Origin of the sequence: Bradyrhizobium sp. SZCCHNS1022, assembly GCF_032484835.1 — a bacterium.
GTDB lineage: Bacteria > Pseudomonadota > Alphaproteobacteria > Rhizobiales > Xanthobacteraceae > Bradyrhizobium.
This window is the reverse complement of record NZ_JAUETT010000001.1, coordinates 2,244,352-2,261,052: the sequence shown is the minus strand read 5'-3', so window position 1 is coordinate 2,261,052 and position 16,701 is coordinate 2,244,352. Positions and strand designations below refer to the sequence as shown.

Below are 16,701 nucleotides of genomic sequence, written 5' to 3'. Positions count from 1 at the left end.
GCTGTAACAATTCTCAGGTTGCCTGCCGGCGGAGGAAGGCCGGGATATCCAAATGATCGTCGCCCTGTGGCGCCGGCGACACAGGTGCGGGGCGGCCGTGAATGTCCAGACCTTGCGGCGCCGGACGACGAGCATATTCCGAAACCGGCTCGTGGGCTGCGACCTGCTGGGCCACCGTGCGCTGCTGCGGCTTGCGCTCGGGCAGCGGCGGCATCACCGGCATGGCCGGTCCTGCCCCACGGCCAGCGACCGGAGCCTCGCTCTCCTCATCGCGACGGCCGAGACCGACATTGGCCAGCCGCTGCAACAGCGACATCCGGGACTTCTGCGGATGCTCGTCGGCCTCGTCACCCCGCGCCTGGCGAATCTCGGCCTGGGCCGGCATCGGCAGGTCCTCGAATTTCGGCATCCGCGGGGCCCGGACCGGCAACCGTTCGGCGGCCTGCGGGATGAAGGTCTCCGGAGGCGCCGCCGGTTCCACCGGTGCGGCGCGCATGGTCTCGGGCTCCGGGAATAGCGACGGCTTCTGAGCGATCGGACGCACGGTCACGTCACCGTAGGAGGCCGGATGTACAGGAGCCGCGGCGGCGGGCTCGCTCGCCATCGCCGCGGCAACGGCCGCCAGCGTATCGCGTTCGAGATTCGGTGCCGGGCGAGGCGCCGGCGCGACCGGTGCCGGGGCTGCGGGCGCCATCTGCGCCGCCTGGGCTTCGAGCTTGGCCGCGCGATCGGCGAGGCGCTGATTGTCGGCGCGCAACCGCGCCGTGAGATCGGCGAGCCGGCTCTCCGGGGCGCCCATCGCAACCGACGGAGCCGGCGCGACGGCTGGCTGCACCGGCGCAGAAGGCGGCGCCACGCCGCGGTTGAACTGCGCCTGCTCGATGCCGGTCGCGACCACGGAGACCCGAATCAGCCCGTCGAGCGATTCGTCGAAGGTGGCGCCGACGATGATGTTGGCGTCCTGGTCAACCTCCTCGCGGATGCGGGTCGCGGCCTCGTCCACCTCGAACAAGGTGAGGTCCTTGCCGCCGGTGATCGAGATCAAGAGCCCCCTGGCGCCCTTCATCGAGGAATCGTCGATCAAGGGGTTGGCGATCGCAGCTTCGGCGGCGGTGAGCGCGCGCTTCTCGCCGGAGGCTTCGCCAGTGCCCATCATCGCCTTGCCCATCTCCCTCATCACCGCTCTGACGTCGGCGAAGTCGAGGTTGATCAGGCCTTCCTTGACCATCAGGTCGGTGATGCAGGCCACGCCCGAATAGAGCACCTGGTCGGCCATCGCGAAGGCGTCGGCGAAGGTGGTCTTCTCGTTGGCCACCCGGAACAGATTCTGGTTCGGGATGATCAGCAGCGTATCGACGACCTTGTGCAGTTCCCCGATGCCCGATTCCGCCGTGCGCATGCGGCGCTGGCCTTCGAAGTGGAACGGCTTGGTGACGACGCCCACGGTGAGGATGCCCATTTCGCGCGCGGTCTTGGCGATCACCGGTGCTGCGCCGGTGCCCGTTCCGCCCCCCATGCCGGCGGTGACGAACACCATGTTGGCGCCAGAAAGGTGGTCGCGGATCTCGTCGATCACCTCTTGTGCGGCAGCCGCGCCGACATCGGGCTGCGAACCGGCGCCCAACCCTTGCGTCACCTGCGTGCCCATCTGGATGATGCGCTGCGCCTTCGACATCGTCAGTGCCTGGGCATCGGTGTTGGCGACGACGAAGTCGACACCCTGCAGGCCTGCGGTGATCATGTTGTTGACGGCGTTGCCGCCCGCGCCACCGACGCCGAACACAGTAATCCGCGGCTTCAGCTCATGGATATCAGGAGGTGTAATAGTGAGTGCCATGGTTGCCTCTCGATCACGCGCGCGTGGGTTCGCCACGGCCGCCGGCCGCGGGTGTTGGTGAAAATCGCATGGGGCGGAAAAAATTCATCAGAAGCCCTCGCGTAGCCATCGTCCGACCTTTCCGAAATAGCCGTCGGTCCCTGTTCCAAGCTGCCGCGTATGCCGCGGTTCGACATGTTCGAGGTGCGCGTATTGCGGATAGACCAGGAGCCCGGTGGGCACAGCAAAGGCGGCGTTCTTGGCTTCGTTCGGCAGGCGGCCAAAGCCGAGCGGACGGCCGACCCGCACGGGGCGGCCGAGAATCCGACTGCCGAGTTCGACAAGGCCGGTCAGTTGCGAAGCCCCGCCGCTCAGAACGACACGGGCCTTGGGCTCTGCCGCAAAGGGAGAATCCTTCAGCCGGTCCCGGACCATTTCAAAAATCTCCTCGGCGCGGTGCCTGACAATATTCGCGATGGTGGCGCGGGACACGATCTGCGGGAGATCCCGCTCATTGTCCCCGGCCGTCGGAACAGACATCAACTCACGCGCGTCAGACCCGCCGGTCAGCACCGTGCCATATAACGTCTTGATTCGCTCGGCATCCGCAATGCACGCTGATAGTCCGCGCGCAAGATCCATGGTCACGTGGTACCCGCCGAGCGCAAATCCGGAGGCGTGGATGAATCGACCGCCGGAAAAGATCGCGATCGTCGTGGTGCCCGCGCCCATTTCGACCACGGCCGCGCCGAGATCGGCCTCGTCATCGGTCAAGACCGACAATCCGGCAACATACGGGCTCGCAGCCATGGCCTCGACATTGAGATGGCAGCGCTCGACAACCAGCATCAGGTTCTTGGCGACCGTGGCATCGCTGGTCACGACATTCATGTCGACGCCGAACTGGCGCGCCAGCATGCCCCTGGGATCACGGATGCCCTTCACGCCATCCAGCGTGTAGCCGACGGGCAGCGCGTGCAGCACTGCACGGCCCTCGCCCGTCGCATGATGCATGCCGGTCGAGGTCACCCGGCTGACATCGGCCTGGGTCACGGCGCCGCCGCGAATGTCGGACGTCGCTTCGATCAGGTGCCCCATGAGCCGGCCACCCGCCACCGGCAACAACACGGATTCGACTCTCACCTTCGCCATGCGTTCGGCAAGCGCCACCGCCTGACGCACCGCCTGCTCGCACGCGACCGGATCGACGACGGCGCCCGCCTTGACGCCGCGGGACTGGATCTGGCTGTAGCCGATCAGTTCCACCGCATGACTGCGGCCCCGCAGCGCGTCGCTCGGCGGCGCCGGCCTGAGCCGTGCGATCATGCAGGCGATCTTGCTGGTGCCGACGTCGAGCGAGGCCACCAGCGCAGTCCGCTTCTGCGACATCGGACGGGTCTTCGGGGTCTGGCGATCGAAGCCGGTCATGCGTCACCGGCTTTCTTCTTGGACTTCTTGTCCTTGAACAGCTCTTCGCGCGCCTTCGCCGCATCATCGGACAATTGCACCATGAGCCGGTCCGGCAGGCGCATGTCGATCGCGACGATATCGCGCGAGAACAGATGATCCTCCTGATCCAGCTGGGAGAGCGCGGCCAGCGCATTGCCGACGTCGTACTCCGGCAGGCGGATGTCGAGCCCGTCCTTGGTGCGCAGGTTCCAGCGGCGCTCGCCGACGAAGACGGCCGCCTTGGTCACCGCGCGCACCTGCGGGTAGCGCGCAAGCAGCGCCAGGAAATCGCGGGCATGACTCTCGGCGCCCTTGCCGACCACGAGCGGCAGGGTCAGGAACGGGCGCGACACATAGGGTTCGAGCACGGCGCCGTCATCGGCGATGACGGACAGCCGCCCGTTCTCCTGCCACAAGGCGAACGCCTTGCGCTCGACGATGTCGATCCGCAGCTGGTTCGGAAAGAATTTCTGCACGGTCGCATCGGCGATCCAGGGATTGGACTTGAGCCGGTCACGCACGGCGGCGGCATCCAGGAACAACAGCGAGGAACGGCCGGTCACGCCGCCCACCGCGAGCACCTCGTCCTGGGTCAATTGCTTGCGGCCGTTGATCGCGACCGCGGTGATGCGGAAGCCGACCGAATTGGCGAGCGCGTTGCGCGCATCGCTGAAGGCGGTGCTGAACTCCTCGGCGTGTCCGCCCTTGACGATGCCGAGCCAGACGCTGCCGAACAGCAACGCCACCGTCATGGTGGAACCGACACGGCGGGGCAGATAGCGTTCGACCAGCTCCACGATGCGCGGCGGCGCCTCGCGCTCGACCAGCGGCGCGAGCGGAACGGGCCTCGCTGAGTTGGCAGCAATGTGCGCGGACCGGCGCGCAGATTTGAGGCGGATGAACTGGGCGGACAGATACTCGCGCAGCAAGATCGCCGCGCCAAGGGCAGCGGCCTTCAGGTCAGCTTGAGGCCTCTGCGATCGAGCGAGGCGTCCTGCACCATCCATTGCACGAGCTCATCAACTGTTATGCCCACAGATACGTTGCGGGCCCCGACCCTCGCGGCTCGAACCGGCCGGAGCGCTGATCTCGATCGCCATGCAGATCGTCACGACAGCGCGGACCGGCGGCCGAGCACCGCTGGATCGCCAGCGTTAACCTTCGGACGTCCTGGTAAACAAAAGGTAAAGCCGATCCGGGGAGACGTATTTTTTCTCCGATTTATGAGCACCTTGAGCCGGATTCTTAAGTATTTTACGGACCGTTGGAACTCGCGGGCCGGAACCCGGGCGGGTTCCCCCGGTCAAACGACCGCCGCTACTTGCGGACGCGACGCTCGGCGAGCGCAATCTGCTGATGCAGGAATTCCACGAAGGCAATCCCCTGCGCGTTCAGCGCTTTCGGATAGAGCGAGGCGGCGGTGAGCCCCGGCAAGGTATTGGTCTCGAGATAGACCGGGCCATCGGCCGAGACGATGAAGTCGGTCCGCGAATATCCCCCGCAGGACAATGCGCGGTGCGCCTTGATCGCCTCGGCCTGGATCGCCGCCGTGACATCGGGACTGAAACGGCCTGGACAGATCTCCTGCGTGGTCTTGGCGAGGTATTTCGCAAAATAATTGAAGGCACCTTCCGCCGGCACGATCTCGATCGGCGGCAGCGCGATCAGCGAGCCGTCGAGCTGCTCGAGCACGGCGCAGGTTGCTTCGGCACCGGAGACGAATGGCTCGATCAGATAATCCTCGGCTTCGGCCGCGGTGCGGACCGCGACGAGATCCTGCTTCGCGTTGACGAAGATCAACCCATAGCTCGAGCCGTCCTTCACCGGTTTGGCGATCAGCCTGCCATACCTCGCCAGCGCAGCTTCCGCATCGTCGAGCACCACGCCTTCCGCGGCGCGGACGCCGCCGAGCACGGCGAAGCGTTTGGCCGCGATCTTGTCGAAGGCGAGATGCGATGACGCCGAGCCCGAGCCCGTAAACGGGATACCCCGCATCTCGCACATGACTTGAAGCTCGCCGTTCTCGGCGCGACCGCCATGTAGACCGAGCACCAGCACGCGATCTTCGGCCTTGGCGCGGTCGAGCGCCTCGGCGAGGCCGCCGAGTTTCCCGCCATCGGCCTTGAACGGCTCTTCGAACGGCTTGGTGTGGAAGGTCAGCGCCTTGCTACTGGCCTCATGCACCGTATCGTCGGCGTCCCAGAACCAGAGATCAGCCTCGGGGAGCGCTACGTGCAGCGCCTGCGCGCTCGCCACCGAGACGAGCCGCTCCTTGTTGGAGCCGCCGAACAGAATCGTGATGCGCATCAATACGTTCCCGGGTTGATCTCAGGCTGGGCTCTCAGACGCCATGACAATTCTTCAAGCAGGCGAATTAGCTCGCGTTGATTCCAATGCGCTTGATCTCCCACTGCAATTCAATTCCCGAACTCGCCTTCACCCGCTCACGCACGGTCTCGCCGAGCGCCTCGATATCGTGGCCGGTTGCGGTGCCGGTATTGATCAGGAAGTTGCAGTGCATTTCGGAGACCTGCGCGCCGCCGACCTTGAGGCCTCGGCAGCCGGCCGCATCGATCAGCTTCCAGGCGCTGTGGCCGGGTGGATTCTTGAAGGTCGAGCCGCCGGTCTTCTCGCGGATCGGCTGCGCGGTCTCGCGATGGGCCTGCACCTCCGCCATCCGGGCGCGGATCGCCTCGGGCGCGGCAGGCTTGCCGCGGAAGCGCGCCGACGTGAAGATCAGCGCCGGATCCGTGCCGCTCGACCGATAGCTGAACTTCATGTCGGCATTGCTGAAGCGATGGGTGTTGCCCTGGCGGTCCAGCGCCGTCGCCTCGACCAAAACGTCCTTGGTCTCGCCGCCATTGGCGCCGGCATTCATGCGTAGCGCGCCGCCGATCGTGCCGGGAATGCCGAACAGGAACTCGAGCCCGGACAGATTGGCGGCGGCCGCCGCCTCGGCAACACGCTTGTCCAGCGCTGCCGTGCCCGCGGTGACGATGTCGCCCTCGGTTTTGACATCTCCGAACGCGCGGGCTGCGAGCCGGATCACCACCCCGGGGACGCCGCCGTCGCGTACGATCAGGTTGGAGCCGACGCCGATCACATAGACAGGCAGCTCGGCCGGCAGGTGTTTCAGAAAGTAGGCGAGGTCGCCGGCGTCGGCCGGCGTGAACAGCACCTGCGCCGGTCCGCCGACACGAAACCAGGTGAGCGGCGCCAGCGGCTCGTTGGCGAGCAGCCGGCCGCGGAGCTGCGGCATGGCGGCTTTCAGCTCGGGCGTGATGTCGGGAAGGGTCAATGCCCGCCTCTTAGTACGCAACCCGATCGGGTCAGGCCCGGCACGCTCTCTCCGTTCCCTCCCCCCTTGTGGGGGAGGGTCAGGGAGGGGGGTAAGCCACAAGCACCTGCGTTTGTGACACCCCCCTCTCTAGCTCTCCCCCACAAGGGGGGAGAGAACAGAGTAGTTTGCCTTGCCGTGAGTTCGGAGCTCACCACGCTCATATTTATTTACCCCAGAGCCTTCAATTCGCCGGGCAGCGCGTAGGCCCACTGCGTGATGTTGCCGGCTCCCAAGCAGACGACGAGATCGCCTGTCTTCGCCAAGCTCTTGACGATGCCGGCGAGATCGGCGGGCTTCGGCAGCGGCACCACATCGCGATGGCCATGTGCGCGCAGGCCGAGCACGAAGTGATCGCGGTCGATGCCCTCGATCGGCGCCTCGCCGGCCGGATAGACCTCGGCGACCACGACGGCATCGGCGTCGTTGAAGCAGGTGCAGAACTCCTCGAACAGCGATTGCAGGCGGGTGTAGCGGTGCGGCTGCACCACCGCGATGATCCGGCCGCTGGTGGATTCGCGCGCCGCCTTGAGTACCGCGGCGATCTCCACCGGATGATGGCCGTAATCGTCAATGACGGTGACACCGTTCCACTCGCCGGTCCGGGTAAAACGGCGCTTGACGCCGCCGAAGCCGGCGATCGCCTTGCGGATGGCTTCATCGGAGATGCCGAGCTGATGGGCGACTGCGATCGCGGCGGTCGCGTTCGAGGCGTTGTGACGGCCCGGCATCGGCAGCTCGATGTCGGAGATTTCGTGGGTCGCCCCGGTCTTGCGATCGCGGAAGACGACCGTGAATCGCGAGCCGCCGCTTGCCGGCGTCAGATCGACCAGCCGCGCATCGGCCTGCGGGTTCTGGCCGTAGGTGATGATGCGGCGGTCCTCGATCTTGCCGACGAGAGCCTGCACCACCGGATGATCGATGCACATCACCGCAAAGCCATAGAACGGCACGTTCTCGACGAAGGCGCGGAACGCGTCCTGCACCGCGTCGAAGGTCTTGAAGTGATCGAGATGCTCAGGATCGACATTGGTGACGATCGCGACATCGGCGGGCAGCTTCAGGAAGGTGCCGTCGCTTTCGTCGGCCTCGACCACCATCCAGTCGCCCGCGCCAAGTCGCGCATTGGTGCCGTAGGCGTTGATGATGCCGCCATTGATCACGGTCGGATCGAGGCCGCCGGCATCGAGCAGCGCCGCGACCATCGAGGTGGTTGTGGTCTTGCCGTGGGTGCCGGCGATCGCGACGCAGCTCTTCAGCCGCATCAGTTCCGCCAGCATTTCCGCGCGCCGTACCACCGGGATGCGCTGTGCGCGCGCCGCCATCAATTCCGGATTGTCGCGCTTGATCGCGGTCGAAACCACGACCACGTCAGCGCCGGCGATGTTCTCCGCCTTGTGGCCGACGTTGACGGTGATGCCCTTCTCCCGCAGCCGCGCGACATTGGCGTTGTCGGCCGCATCCGAGCCCTGCACCGTATAGCCGAGATTGCAGAGCACCTCGGCGATGCCGCTCATGCCGATGCCGCCGATCCCGACGAAGTGAATGGGTCCGATCTCGCGCGGCAGTCTCATGGCCAAGTCCTTGCGTCATCGTCCTTGCGTCATCGCCGCACCGGCGGACGATCGAATGTCCGGGCGGCGGTCTGCCAAGCAGACCAAATCAGCCACGTCGAAACACTGGATGCCCCGCCTTCGCGGGGCGTGACAAGGGAATATTTCAGTGCCGCGGGCCTAAATTCCGGCGATTTTGACCACCAGATCGGCCAGCCGTTCCGCCGCATCGAGCCGTCCGGCCCCGCGCGCCGCCTGCGCCATGGCAGCCAAGCGCGCCGGCTCGGCTGCGAGCGCCGAGATTTCCGAGGCCAGGCGGTCCGGCGTGAACTCGGTCTGCACGATACGCATCGCGCCCCCCGCCTGCGACAACACCCCGGCATTGGCGAACTGGTCCTGATCGATCGCGCCGGGCAACGGCACCAGGATCGCAGGCCGGCCGATGGCGGCGAGCTCGGCCACGGTGCCGGCGCCCGAGCGCGAGATCACCAGGTGATTGGCAGCGAGCCGCGCCGGCAGATCGGTGAAGAACGGCGCGAGTTCGGCTTGGATCTTGAGCCTGTCATAGACCGCCCGCACCCGCGCCATGTCCTCCGGCCGGACCTGCTGGGTCAGCACCAGCCGTCCCCAGAGCGCCGGCTCCAGCCGCTCGATCGCGCCGGGGACGATGTCGCTCATCACCCGCGCGCCCTGGCTGCCGCCGACGACGAGCAGCCGAAACGGTCCGGATGCCGCCGGCGCGGTGTAGCCGACTGCCGCCGCTTCCAGGATCGCCGGCCGCATCGGCGTGCCGACGGTGGTGGTCTTGGGCGCAAGTGCCGGATCGCGATCGAGCACGCCGGGCAGCGAGGTTGCGATCGCTTTGACGTAAGAGGACAGCAGGCGGTTGGCGCGGCCGAGCACCGCATTGGCGTCGTGGATGATGCCGGGCACCCCGGCGAGCCGTGCCGCGACGAGCGGCGGCACCGTCGGATAACCGCCGAAGCCCACCACGGCCACTGGCTTCAGGCGGCGCATCAGCCTGAACGCCGCGAGCGTTCCGGTCCCCAGCATCAACGCGGTGCGCGCCAACGCCAGCGGCGAGCGGCCGCGCACCGTCTCGCTCGGCACCACGTCGATCATGTCCTTGGTGAACAGGCCGCTATAGCGCTGCGCGCGCATGTCGGTGACGAGGCGGACGCGAAGGCCGCGCTTGATCAATTCGACGCCGAGCGCTTCGGCGGGAAACAGATGGCCGCCGGTGCCGCCGGCGGCCAGCAGGATGAGAGGCGCAGTGGTCATGATGGCCCCTCTTTACACACAAAGAGTCGCCATTGCGAGGCGCGGAGCGACGAAGCAAATCCGGGAGCTCAGGGCTTGCACTGCATGGCTTCGCTCGCAGGGCGCCGGCTAGGCGTAGCTGCGCGCAGCCCCGGCGGCGTCGGTGGCCTCGATCTCCATGCGCGGCCGCTGTCGCGTCAGCGCCAGCATCATGCCGACCCCATAGGCCAGCGAGACCATCGACGAGCCGCCATAGGAAATGAACGGCAGGGTCATGCCCTTGGCCGGAATCAGTTGCAGATTGACCGAGATGTTGATCGCCGCCTGCACGCCCATCAGGATCGCAAGCCCCGAGGCGCCAAAGCGCGCAAAGCCATCCTCGGTCGCATAGGCGCGCGACAGCGTGCGAATGACAATGAATGCGAACAATGCGACCAGGGCGAGGCACAGCACGATGCCGAACTCCTCGGCCGCCACCGCGAACACGAAGTCGGTATGACTGTCGGGCAGGCTGCGCTTGGCGATGCCTTCACCCGGCCCAAGCCCGAACCAGCCGCCGTTCGAAAATGCTTCCATTGCGGTGTCGACCTGGAAGGTGTCGCCGGAAGCCGGGTTCATGAAGCGCTTGATGCGGCCGGCGACGTGCGGGACGAACAGATAAGCGCCGAACAGCCCGGCGGCGGCGGCGCCGGCAAGGCCGGCGACCCAGATCATCCGCATGCCCGCGATGAAGAACAGTGCGCCCCACACCATCAGGACCAGCATGGTCTGGCCGAAGTCCGGCTCCATGACCAAAAGCGAGACCAGCGTCAGCAGCAGCACCAGCGCAATCGAGGTGGCCGGCATGTCCGGCCGCCGCGCCGATTCCGAGAACAGCCAGGCCGCGACCACCACGAAGGCCGGCTTGGCCGCTTCGGAGGCCTGGATGTTGACGCCGAGCAGCGTGATCCAGCGGCGCGATCCCTTCACTTCGGGTCCGATCGCCAGCGTCACCACGATCAGCGCAAGGCTGATCAGCAGGATGACCAGTGCGCTGCGGCGGATCTGCCGCGGCGACAAGAAGGAGACGCCGATCAGCACCACGAAGGACGGTAGCAGGAACAGCACGTGCCGATTGAAGAAATGGAACGGATCGAGCCCGATGCGGGTCGCGACCGGGGGACTTGCGGCCAGCGACAGGATGACCCCGCACAGCATCAGCCCGATGATCGCACCGAGCAGCGGTCGATCCACCGTCCACCACCAGTCCGACAGCGGATTGCGTTCTTCACGGGAAAGCATGGGTGGTCCCTTCGGCCAAAGGCGGCCCTCATTGGTCGCCCATGATGGTTTCCGAAAGGTTAAGGAAATTCCTTACGTCGGGTGGCAAGCAGGCGCGTCGCCCACGCGCTCCCTCTATGTCCCAGCGTTGAGTGCGGCATCGGCCCACGGAAACACCATTCTCAGACAAGCCCCCTTGGACGGCCCGACGACAATTTCGGCATGACCGCCATGGAGGCGCATGATCTTTTGGACGAGATCGAGACCGAGGCCTGCACCGCGGCCACCTTGTCTGAGGCGGTAAAACGGCTCGAAGACCTGATGGTGATCGGTAGAAGGAATGCCATTTCCTTCGTCGCAAACCTCGATCCATCCTGCACGAGCCACACGGACCGTGATCGTGCCACGCCGGCCCCCGTGGTCGATGGCGTTCTGCACGAGGTTGGTCAGGGCCCGGTCCAGCGCCGTCTGGTCTCCGTCGACCATGACATGCTCGATCTCCGCTTCAAAGGTCATCTCATAGCCGGCCGCGAAGGCGAGCGGCGCCAAGTCGAGGACGACACGCTCAGCGACACCGACGAGATCCACCGGGGCAGACTGCAGGCCTTGTTGATCGAGGCGCTGAAGGTCGAGGAGTTGCCCGGTCAAGACGGTGAGCCGGGTAGTGTCTTCAAGCAGGCGTATCTTCTCGGGGCCGGGCGGAAGCGAGGATACGCGCGCCGTCAGGATCGCAATCGGGGTTCGAAGCTCATGGGCAGCGTCAGCAAGGAAGCGCTTATGCCCCTCATATCCCTTGTCGAGACGACCGAGGGCATCATTGACAGCTCTCACGAGGGAGACGACCTCGATCGGGACGTCATCCATGGTTAATCGCACGCCGCTGCGATCGATATCGATTCGTTTCGCCTCGTCGGCCGCTCGCCCCAATCCAGCCATGGCGCGTCGGACCACGAATGGGGTTACGAGGAGAGTCGCAAGCGTCATAAGCCCGATGATCGGCAAGACGACGTTGAGAAACAAGGGCTGCGCGGTGGCGATGACCTTGCGCACCGAAACGCGGCCCTTCGCCGCCGTCAGCATCTGGACCTTGCCTGCGGCCGTATCAACCCATCTCACGATAGCCGCCGGCGGAACGGCCTCTCCGCGCCCCTGCCCCAGGCGAGCTTCACCGATCTGATCGAGTGCATTGGCGATCTGGGCCAAGTCTGCCGGCACGATTCCTTCCGACAGCCGATGCCCCTGACCGTCGCGCACGATAAACCAGAGATCGGCATTCTCCGACCGTAGACGGGCGAGATCGGACGTCGGGCGCAGGACCAATTCACCATCGGCGTTGCGTCCCACGGCCTCGGTGAGGACGTCGATCGCGGTACCTTCATAGTCGTCCCCCAGGACCCCGCTTCGCCACATCGCGCCGAGGACGACGAGAACGAGCACGCCAAGTAGTCCCAGCATCGCCGCCTGCATCACGGCAAGGCGCACGACAAGCTGCCATTTCAGCGAACGGGGATGCCACCAGTTCATGACATCTCCCGCAAGAGATAGCCGACGCCGCGCACTCCGTTGATGATCACGCCACTGTCAGCATCCGCAAGCTTGCGGCGTAGTCGCGACACCTGGGTATCGAGCGCATTGGGTTGAACCTCGTCGTCCAGCGCGAACACAGCGTCCATCAACGATGATCGCGGCACCATGCGTCCCATGCGGCGGAGCAGCGCTTCCAGAACCAGGATTTCGCGCCGCGTCAGGTCGATGACGCGGCCCTCGATGCTGGCCTCACGGTTCATGAAATCAAACGACAGGCGTCCGACCCGAAAGACATCGGATTGCACGTTCGCAGGCCGACGCAGGAGCGCACGAAGTCGGGCCAGGAACTCCTCGAAGGCGAACGGCTTGGCCAGATAATCGTCCGCCCCCCGGTCGAGCCCTGCAACACGGTCAGCAAGATCACCTCGAACCGTGAGGACAAGCACTGGCACAACGTTACCCTGGGCGCGCAACTTCGGGATCAACGTCAGGCCATCTCCATCCGGCAACTGACGGTCCAGAACCAAGACGTCATAACTGCACGCTGCGGCGATCTCCTCGGCCTCAAAGAGGCTGGGGGCGTGATCCACGATCATGTCATGGCGCATGAGAGCGGCGCGTAGCGCCGACACCATCTCGGGCTCATCCTCGACCAACAGCACCCGCATCAGGGAATTTCCTAAACCTCAAAGCCCGGTCGCCTCACGCGGAGCCCTTCTAGAGCACCTTCATGGCGTCAACCTTGCAAGAACCTCCGCAAACGCGATTTCTCCAGAAATACCCGGTGGATGGACACACGACAGACTGCCGACATGCACGCACGATACACGGCTCAATACAGCGGTTGCAAACAGCCAATCAATCAGGCGCCGCGCGCGATGGGTCTTTCCCGAGTAGTGGGTTTTCCGAGAATTGGGCTTTCACAATGTTCTCCAAAGAAACGTGCAGTCCCAACGTCGAGCACACGACAACCGTGGATATTCGGCAGACGGGGGCGGTTGGCGGCCTTGATCTGCCGGTCGACGAGCCGCAACCGCGGGGCCAAGCCGTCCTGACAACGACAGCAACGAGCCCAAAAAGATGGACATCCAGACCTAATGAGACCGTCCATCACATCGCCGAGGCGGGCCTTGCCCGATTGGCTCAGATCGACCTCGCGCTCGTTCGGCTGGTCTCCATCTGCGCCCGACCGAGCCCGATTCGATTCTCAGCGATCACTTTCAGTCGCTTGGGGAACGGCGGTATCTATGTCATCGTTCTGATCTTTGTCTTCGCGCGGCTCGGGAAAGGCGCGCTCCACGTTATCGCCATCGCGATCTGCACCGTTGCCACGCTGCATGCGTTCTATCCGTCTTTCAAGCGACGGGTCGGCCGTCAGCGCCCCTATAAGATCGACCGCAATGTGCCGTCTCTACTGGACGTGCTCGACGAGCACTCCTTCCCGAGTGGCCACATCATGACACTTACGGCGACTCTCGTACCGACCTTCTACGTCGATCCAGGCTCGGCCGCCTATGGCGCGGGAGTGCTGGTGGCCATGGCCTGGGCTCGGGTCGCCTCGGGCCACCACTATCCAACCGACGTCATTGCCGGCGCGTTCTTTGCTTTTGTAACCGGCTATCCGCTGACCGTCATTTGGTTCGGGCAATGATGACTCGCGTTGACCGATGCTTCGGACATCGTCCAACCGGCCGAGATTCTCCGGATGTGACAGCAGGGGCGGAGCGGAGAGCGTCATGACCAAGGTCGTGGTGGCGACGGATGCTTGGCACCCGCAAATCAACGGCGTAGTCCGCACGTTGGAAAATCTGGCATCGGCGGCGTCAGCGTTCGGTGCATCGTTCCGCTTCTTGACGCCGCAGAACTTCAGAACAATCGGCCTTCCTATTTATCCCGAGATCCGACTTTCCCTGGTCGGAGCCTCGACGGCAGGTCGGCTGGTCGAGGCAGAGCCATTCGACTTTGTACATCTGGCGACCGAAGGCCCCCTTGGCCTCGCGGTGCGTCTTCATTGTCTTCGGGGGGGCATCCCCTTCACGACAAGCTATCATACCAACTTCCCGGCCTACGTGGCCAAACGGACTCGCATCCCACCCCGCTGGACGTACGCTCTGCTACGGCGCTTTCACAATGCGGGCGCCGCCACGTTCGTGGCAACGAGATCCATCGAAAACGATCTGAGGTGCCGCGGATTTGAACGGCTAATGCTATGGTCGCGCGGGGTCGACCACGATCAGTTTCGTCAACGACCGGGTGCGTGTCTCGGGTTGCCTGGCCCCGTTTTCCTTTACGTAGGCCGGCTCGCGATCGAAAAGAACCTGCCCGCCTTCCTGGGCCTCGACCTTCCGGGAACGAAAGTGGTGGTCGGCGACGGGCCGGCCCGGCGCGCGCTCGAGGTCGCCTATCCCCACGCGATCTTCCTAGGTCGCCGGTCCGGCAACGACCTGGCACGTGTCTATGCAGGCGCCGACGTCTTCGTTTTCCCGAGCCTCACCGACACCTTCGGCCTCGTGCTGCTCGAAGCAATGTCCAGCGGACTCCCAGTGGCGGCCTTTCCGGTGGCCGGCCCGCACGATGTCGTCGGCACATCCGGCGCCGGCGTGCTCGATCAGGATCTCAGGCGCGCTTGTCTATCGGCCTTGGAGATTCCCCGATGGAAAGCGCGGGCGCATGCAGAAACTTTCAGTTGGCGCGAGAGCGCCCGCCAGTTCCTCGACAACCTGGCCGCATCGCAGAAAGAAGAATTCCGTAGCATCACAGACTAACTGCCGCTGTCGCGAACTGTATAGCGCCGATAGTCCCGGCAATCCGAAGTCCGAGCACCATCTCAGCAAGCAGCTTTCACAAGCTAAGGAAACCTACGAGTACCAACAAACCCGCGATTCAATTACCGCTCTTAAATCCGACGAGCCAGGACCGCGGCCTGTTGCGCGGCCTTATCAGGACGTGTGCGTTCGTGCGGCACCGTCTCGGCCATGTCTTCCTATCCGTCATATGCATCGGCGAAGTTCGTGCTCCACCGGACTTCGCGCGGCATCCGGGAATCCCTACGAAGATTTCTTCACGGCAACAGCCATGCAGAGAATTCTACGAATGGGAAAAAACGCTTGAAGATCGGCGCACGACAGACCGCCGACATGCACGCATGAGACATTGCTCAAACGGCACCCCCACAAGCATGGACCGGGCGCCGTACTTTGATTTTCACCACAACTCGGGTTTTCGCAATGCTCTCAAAAATAATGTGCGGCACTCACGCCGTATCACACGTCATGGCCATGGGGATTGCGCATGTCGATCGCTGACGTGTTTCCGTTCTTTCGAGAGTGGCTTCGCAATCCGCGGAGCGTCGCGGCCGTCGCTCCCTCAGGTCGCGCCCTCGCATTGCTGATCACAAGGGAAATCTCGGCAAAGACCGGTCCCGTTCTCGAGCTTGGTCCAGGAACCGGGGCCTTCACTTATGTGCTGCTGGAGCGCGGCGTCCGGCAAGGGGACCTGACGCTGGTCGAATACGGCTCTGATTTCGCACGTATGCTCCAGATGCGGTTTCCCCACGCACGTGTCCTGTGGATGGATGCCGCATGGCTGGACAAGCAGCCGCTATATGAGGGGGCGCCAGTCGGCGCGATCGTGAGCGGACTGGGATTCCTGAACATGCCGCAGCAAAAGATCGCGGCAATCCTCAAGGGAGCGTTCGGCTATCTACGGCCGGAGGGAGCGTTCTTTCTCTTCACTTACGGTCCGCGCTGCTCGGTATCAGACGCTACCCTCGACGAGCTGGGCCTTCATGCGACCTGTATCGGCACGACATTCCGAAACTTTCCTCCGGCATCCGTTTATCGGATCGTGCGTCGCCAGGTCACGACGGGTTGATATGGATGCAAGACTCATACGCCGTCGCGCTCTTCCTAAACTCCGGGCTCCTGGGGGCGTTCTGCATCGCCATGGCAGAAAAATTCGCGCCGATGATCCCATCCTATGTCACGCTAATGCTGCTTGGCATGACGGCGTCCGACGGAGCCTGCCTCGTCATGACAATCCTGGCCACGGCGACCGGCTCTCTTGTCAGCTCCATCGGCTGGTACGGGATTGGCCGCGTCCTGGGAGAGGAACGCGTCGAGGCGGCTGTCGCGCGATTTGGAAAGTATGCCTTTCTCAGCTCGCGCGCCTATGGACGCCTCGCCTGCGCTTATCGCCGAAACCGGTTCTGGGTCACTCTGATGGGGCAGACCGTACCCGTGGCACGTGTCTATCTCGCGTTGCCGGCCGGCGTGCTGAAGCTCCGGCCTGCTTCCTTCACCGCAGCGACCGCCCTCGGCATCCTGTTGTGGAATACGCCATTCCTGACGCTCGGATACGCCCTGCGCGGCAGCAATCATGATCCGGTCAATGTCGGCTTTTGGGCTTCGATCGCCCTCATCGGACTTGAGATGACGATCCTCTTGGGATTGCGGCTCCACAGAAGTATGACCAAGTGAAATGCAGTGCCTCAACGACAT

At 64.5% G+C, this 16,701-nt stretch carries 14 protein-coding genes; 4 read left to right on the top strand and 10 right to left on the bottom strand.

Features of this window, described 5'->3' with window-relative positions; translation table 11 throughout:
• Nucleotides 1-13 precede the first annotated feature (13 nt).
• The 10 genes from ftsZ to QX071_RS10180 form a co-directional block, all read right to left on the bottom strand.
• Nucleotides 14-1,837 (bottom strand): cell division protein FtsZ, encoded by a 1,824-nt coding sequence (gene ftsZ / locus QX071_RS10225; protein ID WP_315700945.1) that lies wholly within the window; start codon nucleotides 1,835-1,837, stop codon nucleotides 14-16.
• 87 nt (nucleotides 1,838-1,924) lie between these two features.
• Complete coding sequence (ftsA, locus tag QX071_RS10220) at nucleotides 1,925-3,244, bottom strand: cell division protein FtsA (protein WP_315700946.1); 1,320 nt, start codon at nucleotides 3,242-3,244, stop codon at nucleotides 1,925-1,927.
• Nucleotides 3,241-4,272, bottom strand: a complete 1,032-nt coding sequence (locus tag QX071_RS10215; RefSeq protein ID WP_315700947.1) for a cell division protein FtsQ/DivIB — start codon at nucleotides 4,270-4,272, stop codon at nucleotides 3,241-3,243. Before QX071_RS10215 ends, ftsA begins: the two co-directional genes overlap by 4 nt.
• Nucleotides 4,273-4,582: 310 nt before the next feature.
• Nucleotides 4,583-5,572 carry a D-alanine--D-alanine ligase gene (locus QX071_RS10210; RefSeq protein WP_315700948.1) on the bottom strand — a complete coding sequence of 330 codons (990 nt, stop codon included), beginning with the start codon at nucleotides 5,570-5,572 and terminating at the stop codon, nucleotides 4,583-4,585.
• Nucleotides 5,573-5,639: 67 nt separating this feature from the next.
• Complete coding sequence (gene murB, locus QX071_RS10205; protein WP_315700949.1) at nucleotides 5,640-6,563, bottom strand: UDP-N-acetylmuramate dehydrogenase; 924 nt, start codon at nucleotides 6,561-6,563, stop codon at nucleotides 5,640-5,642.
• A 209-nt stretch (nucleotides 6,564-6,772) separates the two neighbouring features.
• Complete coding sequence (gene murC, locus QX071_RS10200; RefSeq protein WP_315700950.1) at nucleotides 6,773-8,176, bottom strand: UDP-N-acetylmuramate--L-alanine ligase; 1,404 nt, start codon at nucleotides 8,174-8,176, stop codon at nucleotides 6,773-6,775.
• A gap of 159 nt (nucleotides 8,177-8,335) precedes the next feature.
• On the bottom strand, nucleotides 8,336-9,439 hold the full coding sequence (murG, locus tag QX071_RS10195) for an undecaprenyldiphospho-muramoylpentapeptide beta-N-acetylglucosaminyltransferase (protein WP_315703077.1): 1,104 nt from the start codon (nucleotides 9,437-9,439) through the stop codon (nucleotides 8,336-8,338).
• 105 nt (nucleotides 9,440-9,544) lie between these two features.
• Entirely contained in the window at nucleotides 9,545-10,696 is a 1,152-nt protein-coding gene (gene ftsW / locus QX071_RS10190; RefSeq protein ID WP_315700951.1) for a putative lipid II flippase FtsW, read from the bottom strand.
• 114 nt (nucleotides 10,697-10,810) lie between these two features.
• Nucleotides 10,811-12,199 carry a HAMP domain-containing sensor histidine kinase gene (locus QX071_RS10185; RefSeq protein ID WP_315700952.1) on the bottom strand — a complete coding sequence of 463 codons (1,389 nt, stop codon included), beginning with the start codon at nucleotides 12,197-12,199 and terminating at the stop codon, nucleotides 10,811-10,813.
• Complete coding sequence (locus QX071_RS10180; protein ID WP_315700953.1) at nucleotides 12,196-12,870, bottom strand: response regulator transcription factor; 675 nt, start codon at nucleotides 12,868-12,870, stop codon at nucleotides 12,196-12,198. The genes QX071_RS10185 and QX071_RS10180 overlap by 4 nt, the downstream gene beginning before the upstream one ends.
• 257 nt (nucleotides 12,871-13,127) lie before the next feature.
• On the opposite strand from QX071_RS10180, the gene QX071_RS10175 reads away from it, so the two are divergent.
• From QX071_RS10175 to QX071_RS10160, 4 genes are all read left to right on the top strand, one after another.
• Nucleotides 13,128-13,853 carry a phosphatase PAP2 family protein gene (locus tag QX071_RS10175; RefSeq protein ID WP_315700954.1) on the top strand — a complete coding sequence of 242 codons (726 nt, stop codon included), beginning with the start codon at nucleotides 13,128-13,130 and terminating at the stop codon, nucleotides 13,851-13,853.
• An 85-nt stretch (nucleotides 13,854-13,938) separates the two neighbouring features.
• A complete protein-coding gene (locus QX071_RS10170; protein WP_315700955.1) occupies nucleotides 13,939-14,967 on the top strand; it encodes a glycosyltransferase family 1 protein in 1,029 nt (342 codons plus the stop codon).
• Between the two features lie 526 nt (nucleotides 14,968-15,493).
• Nucleotides 15,494-16,075, top strand: a complete 582-nt coding sequence (locus tag QX071_RS10165; protein ID WP_315703078.1) for an SAM-dependent methyltransferase — start codon at nucleotides 15,494-15,496, stop codon at nucleotides 16,073-16,075.
• Between the two features lie 71 nt (nucleotides 16,076-16,146).
• Nucleotides 16,147-16,680 carry a DedA family protein gene (locus tag QX071_RS10160; RefSeq protein WP_315700956.1) on the top strand — a complete coding sequence of 178 codons (534 nt, stop codon included), beginning with the start codon at nucleotides 16,147-16,149 and terminating at the stop codon, nucleotides 16,678-16,680.
• Nucleotides 16,681-16,701: the final 21 nt, after the last annotated feature.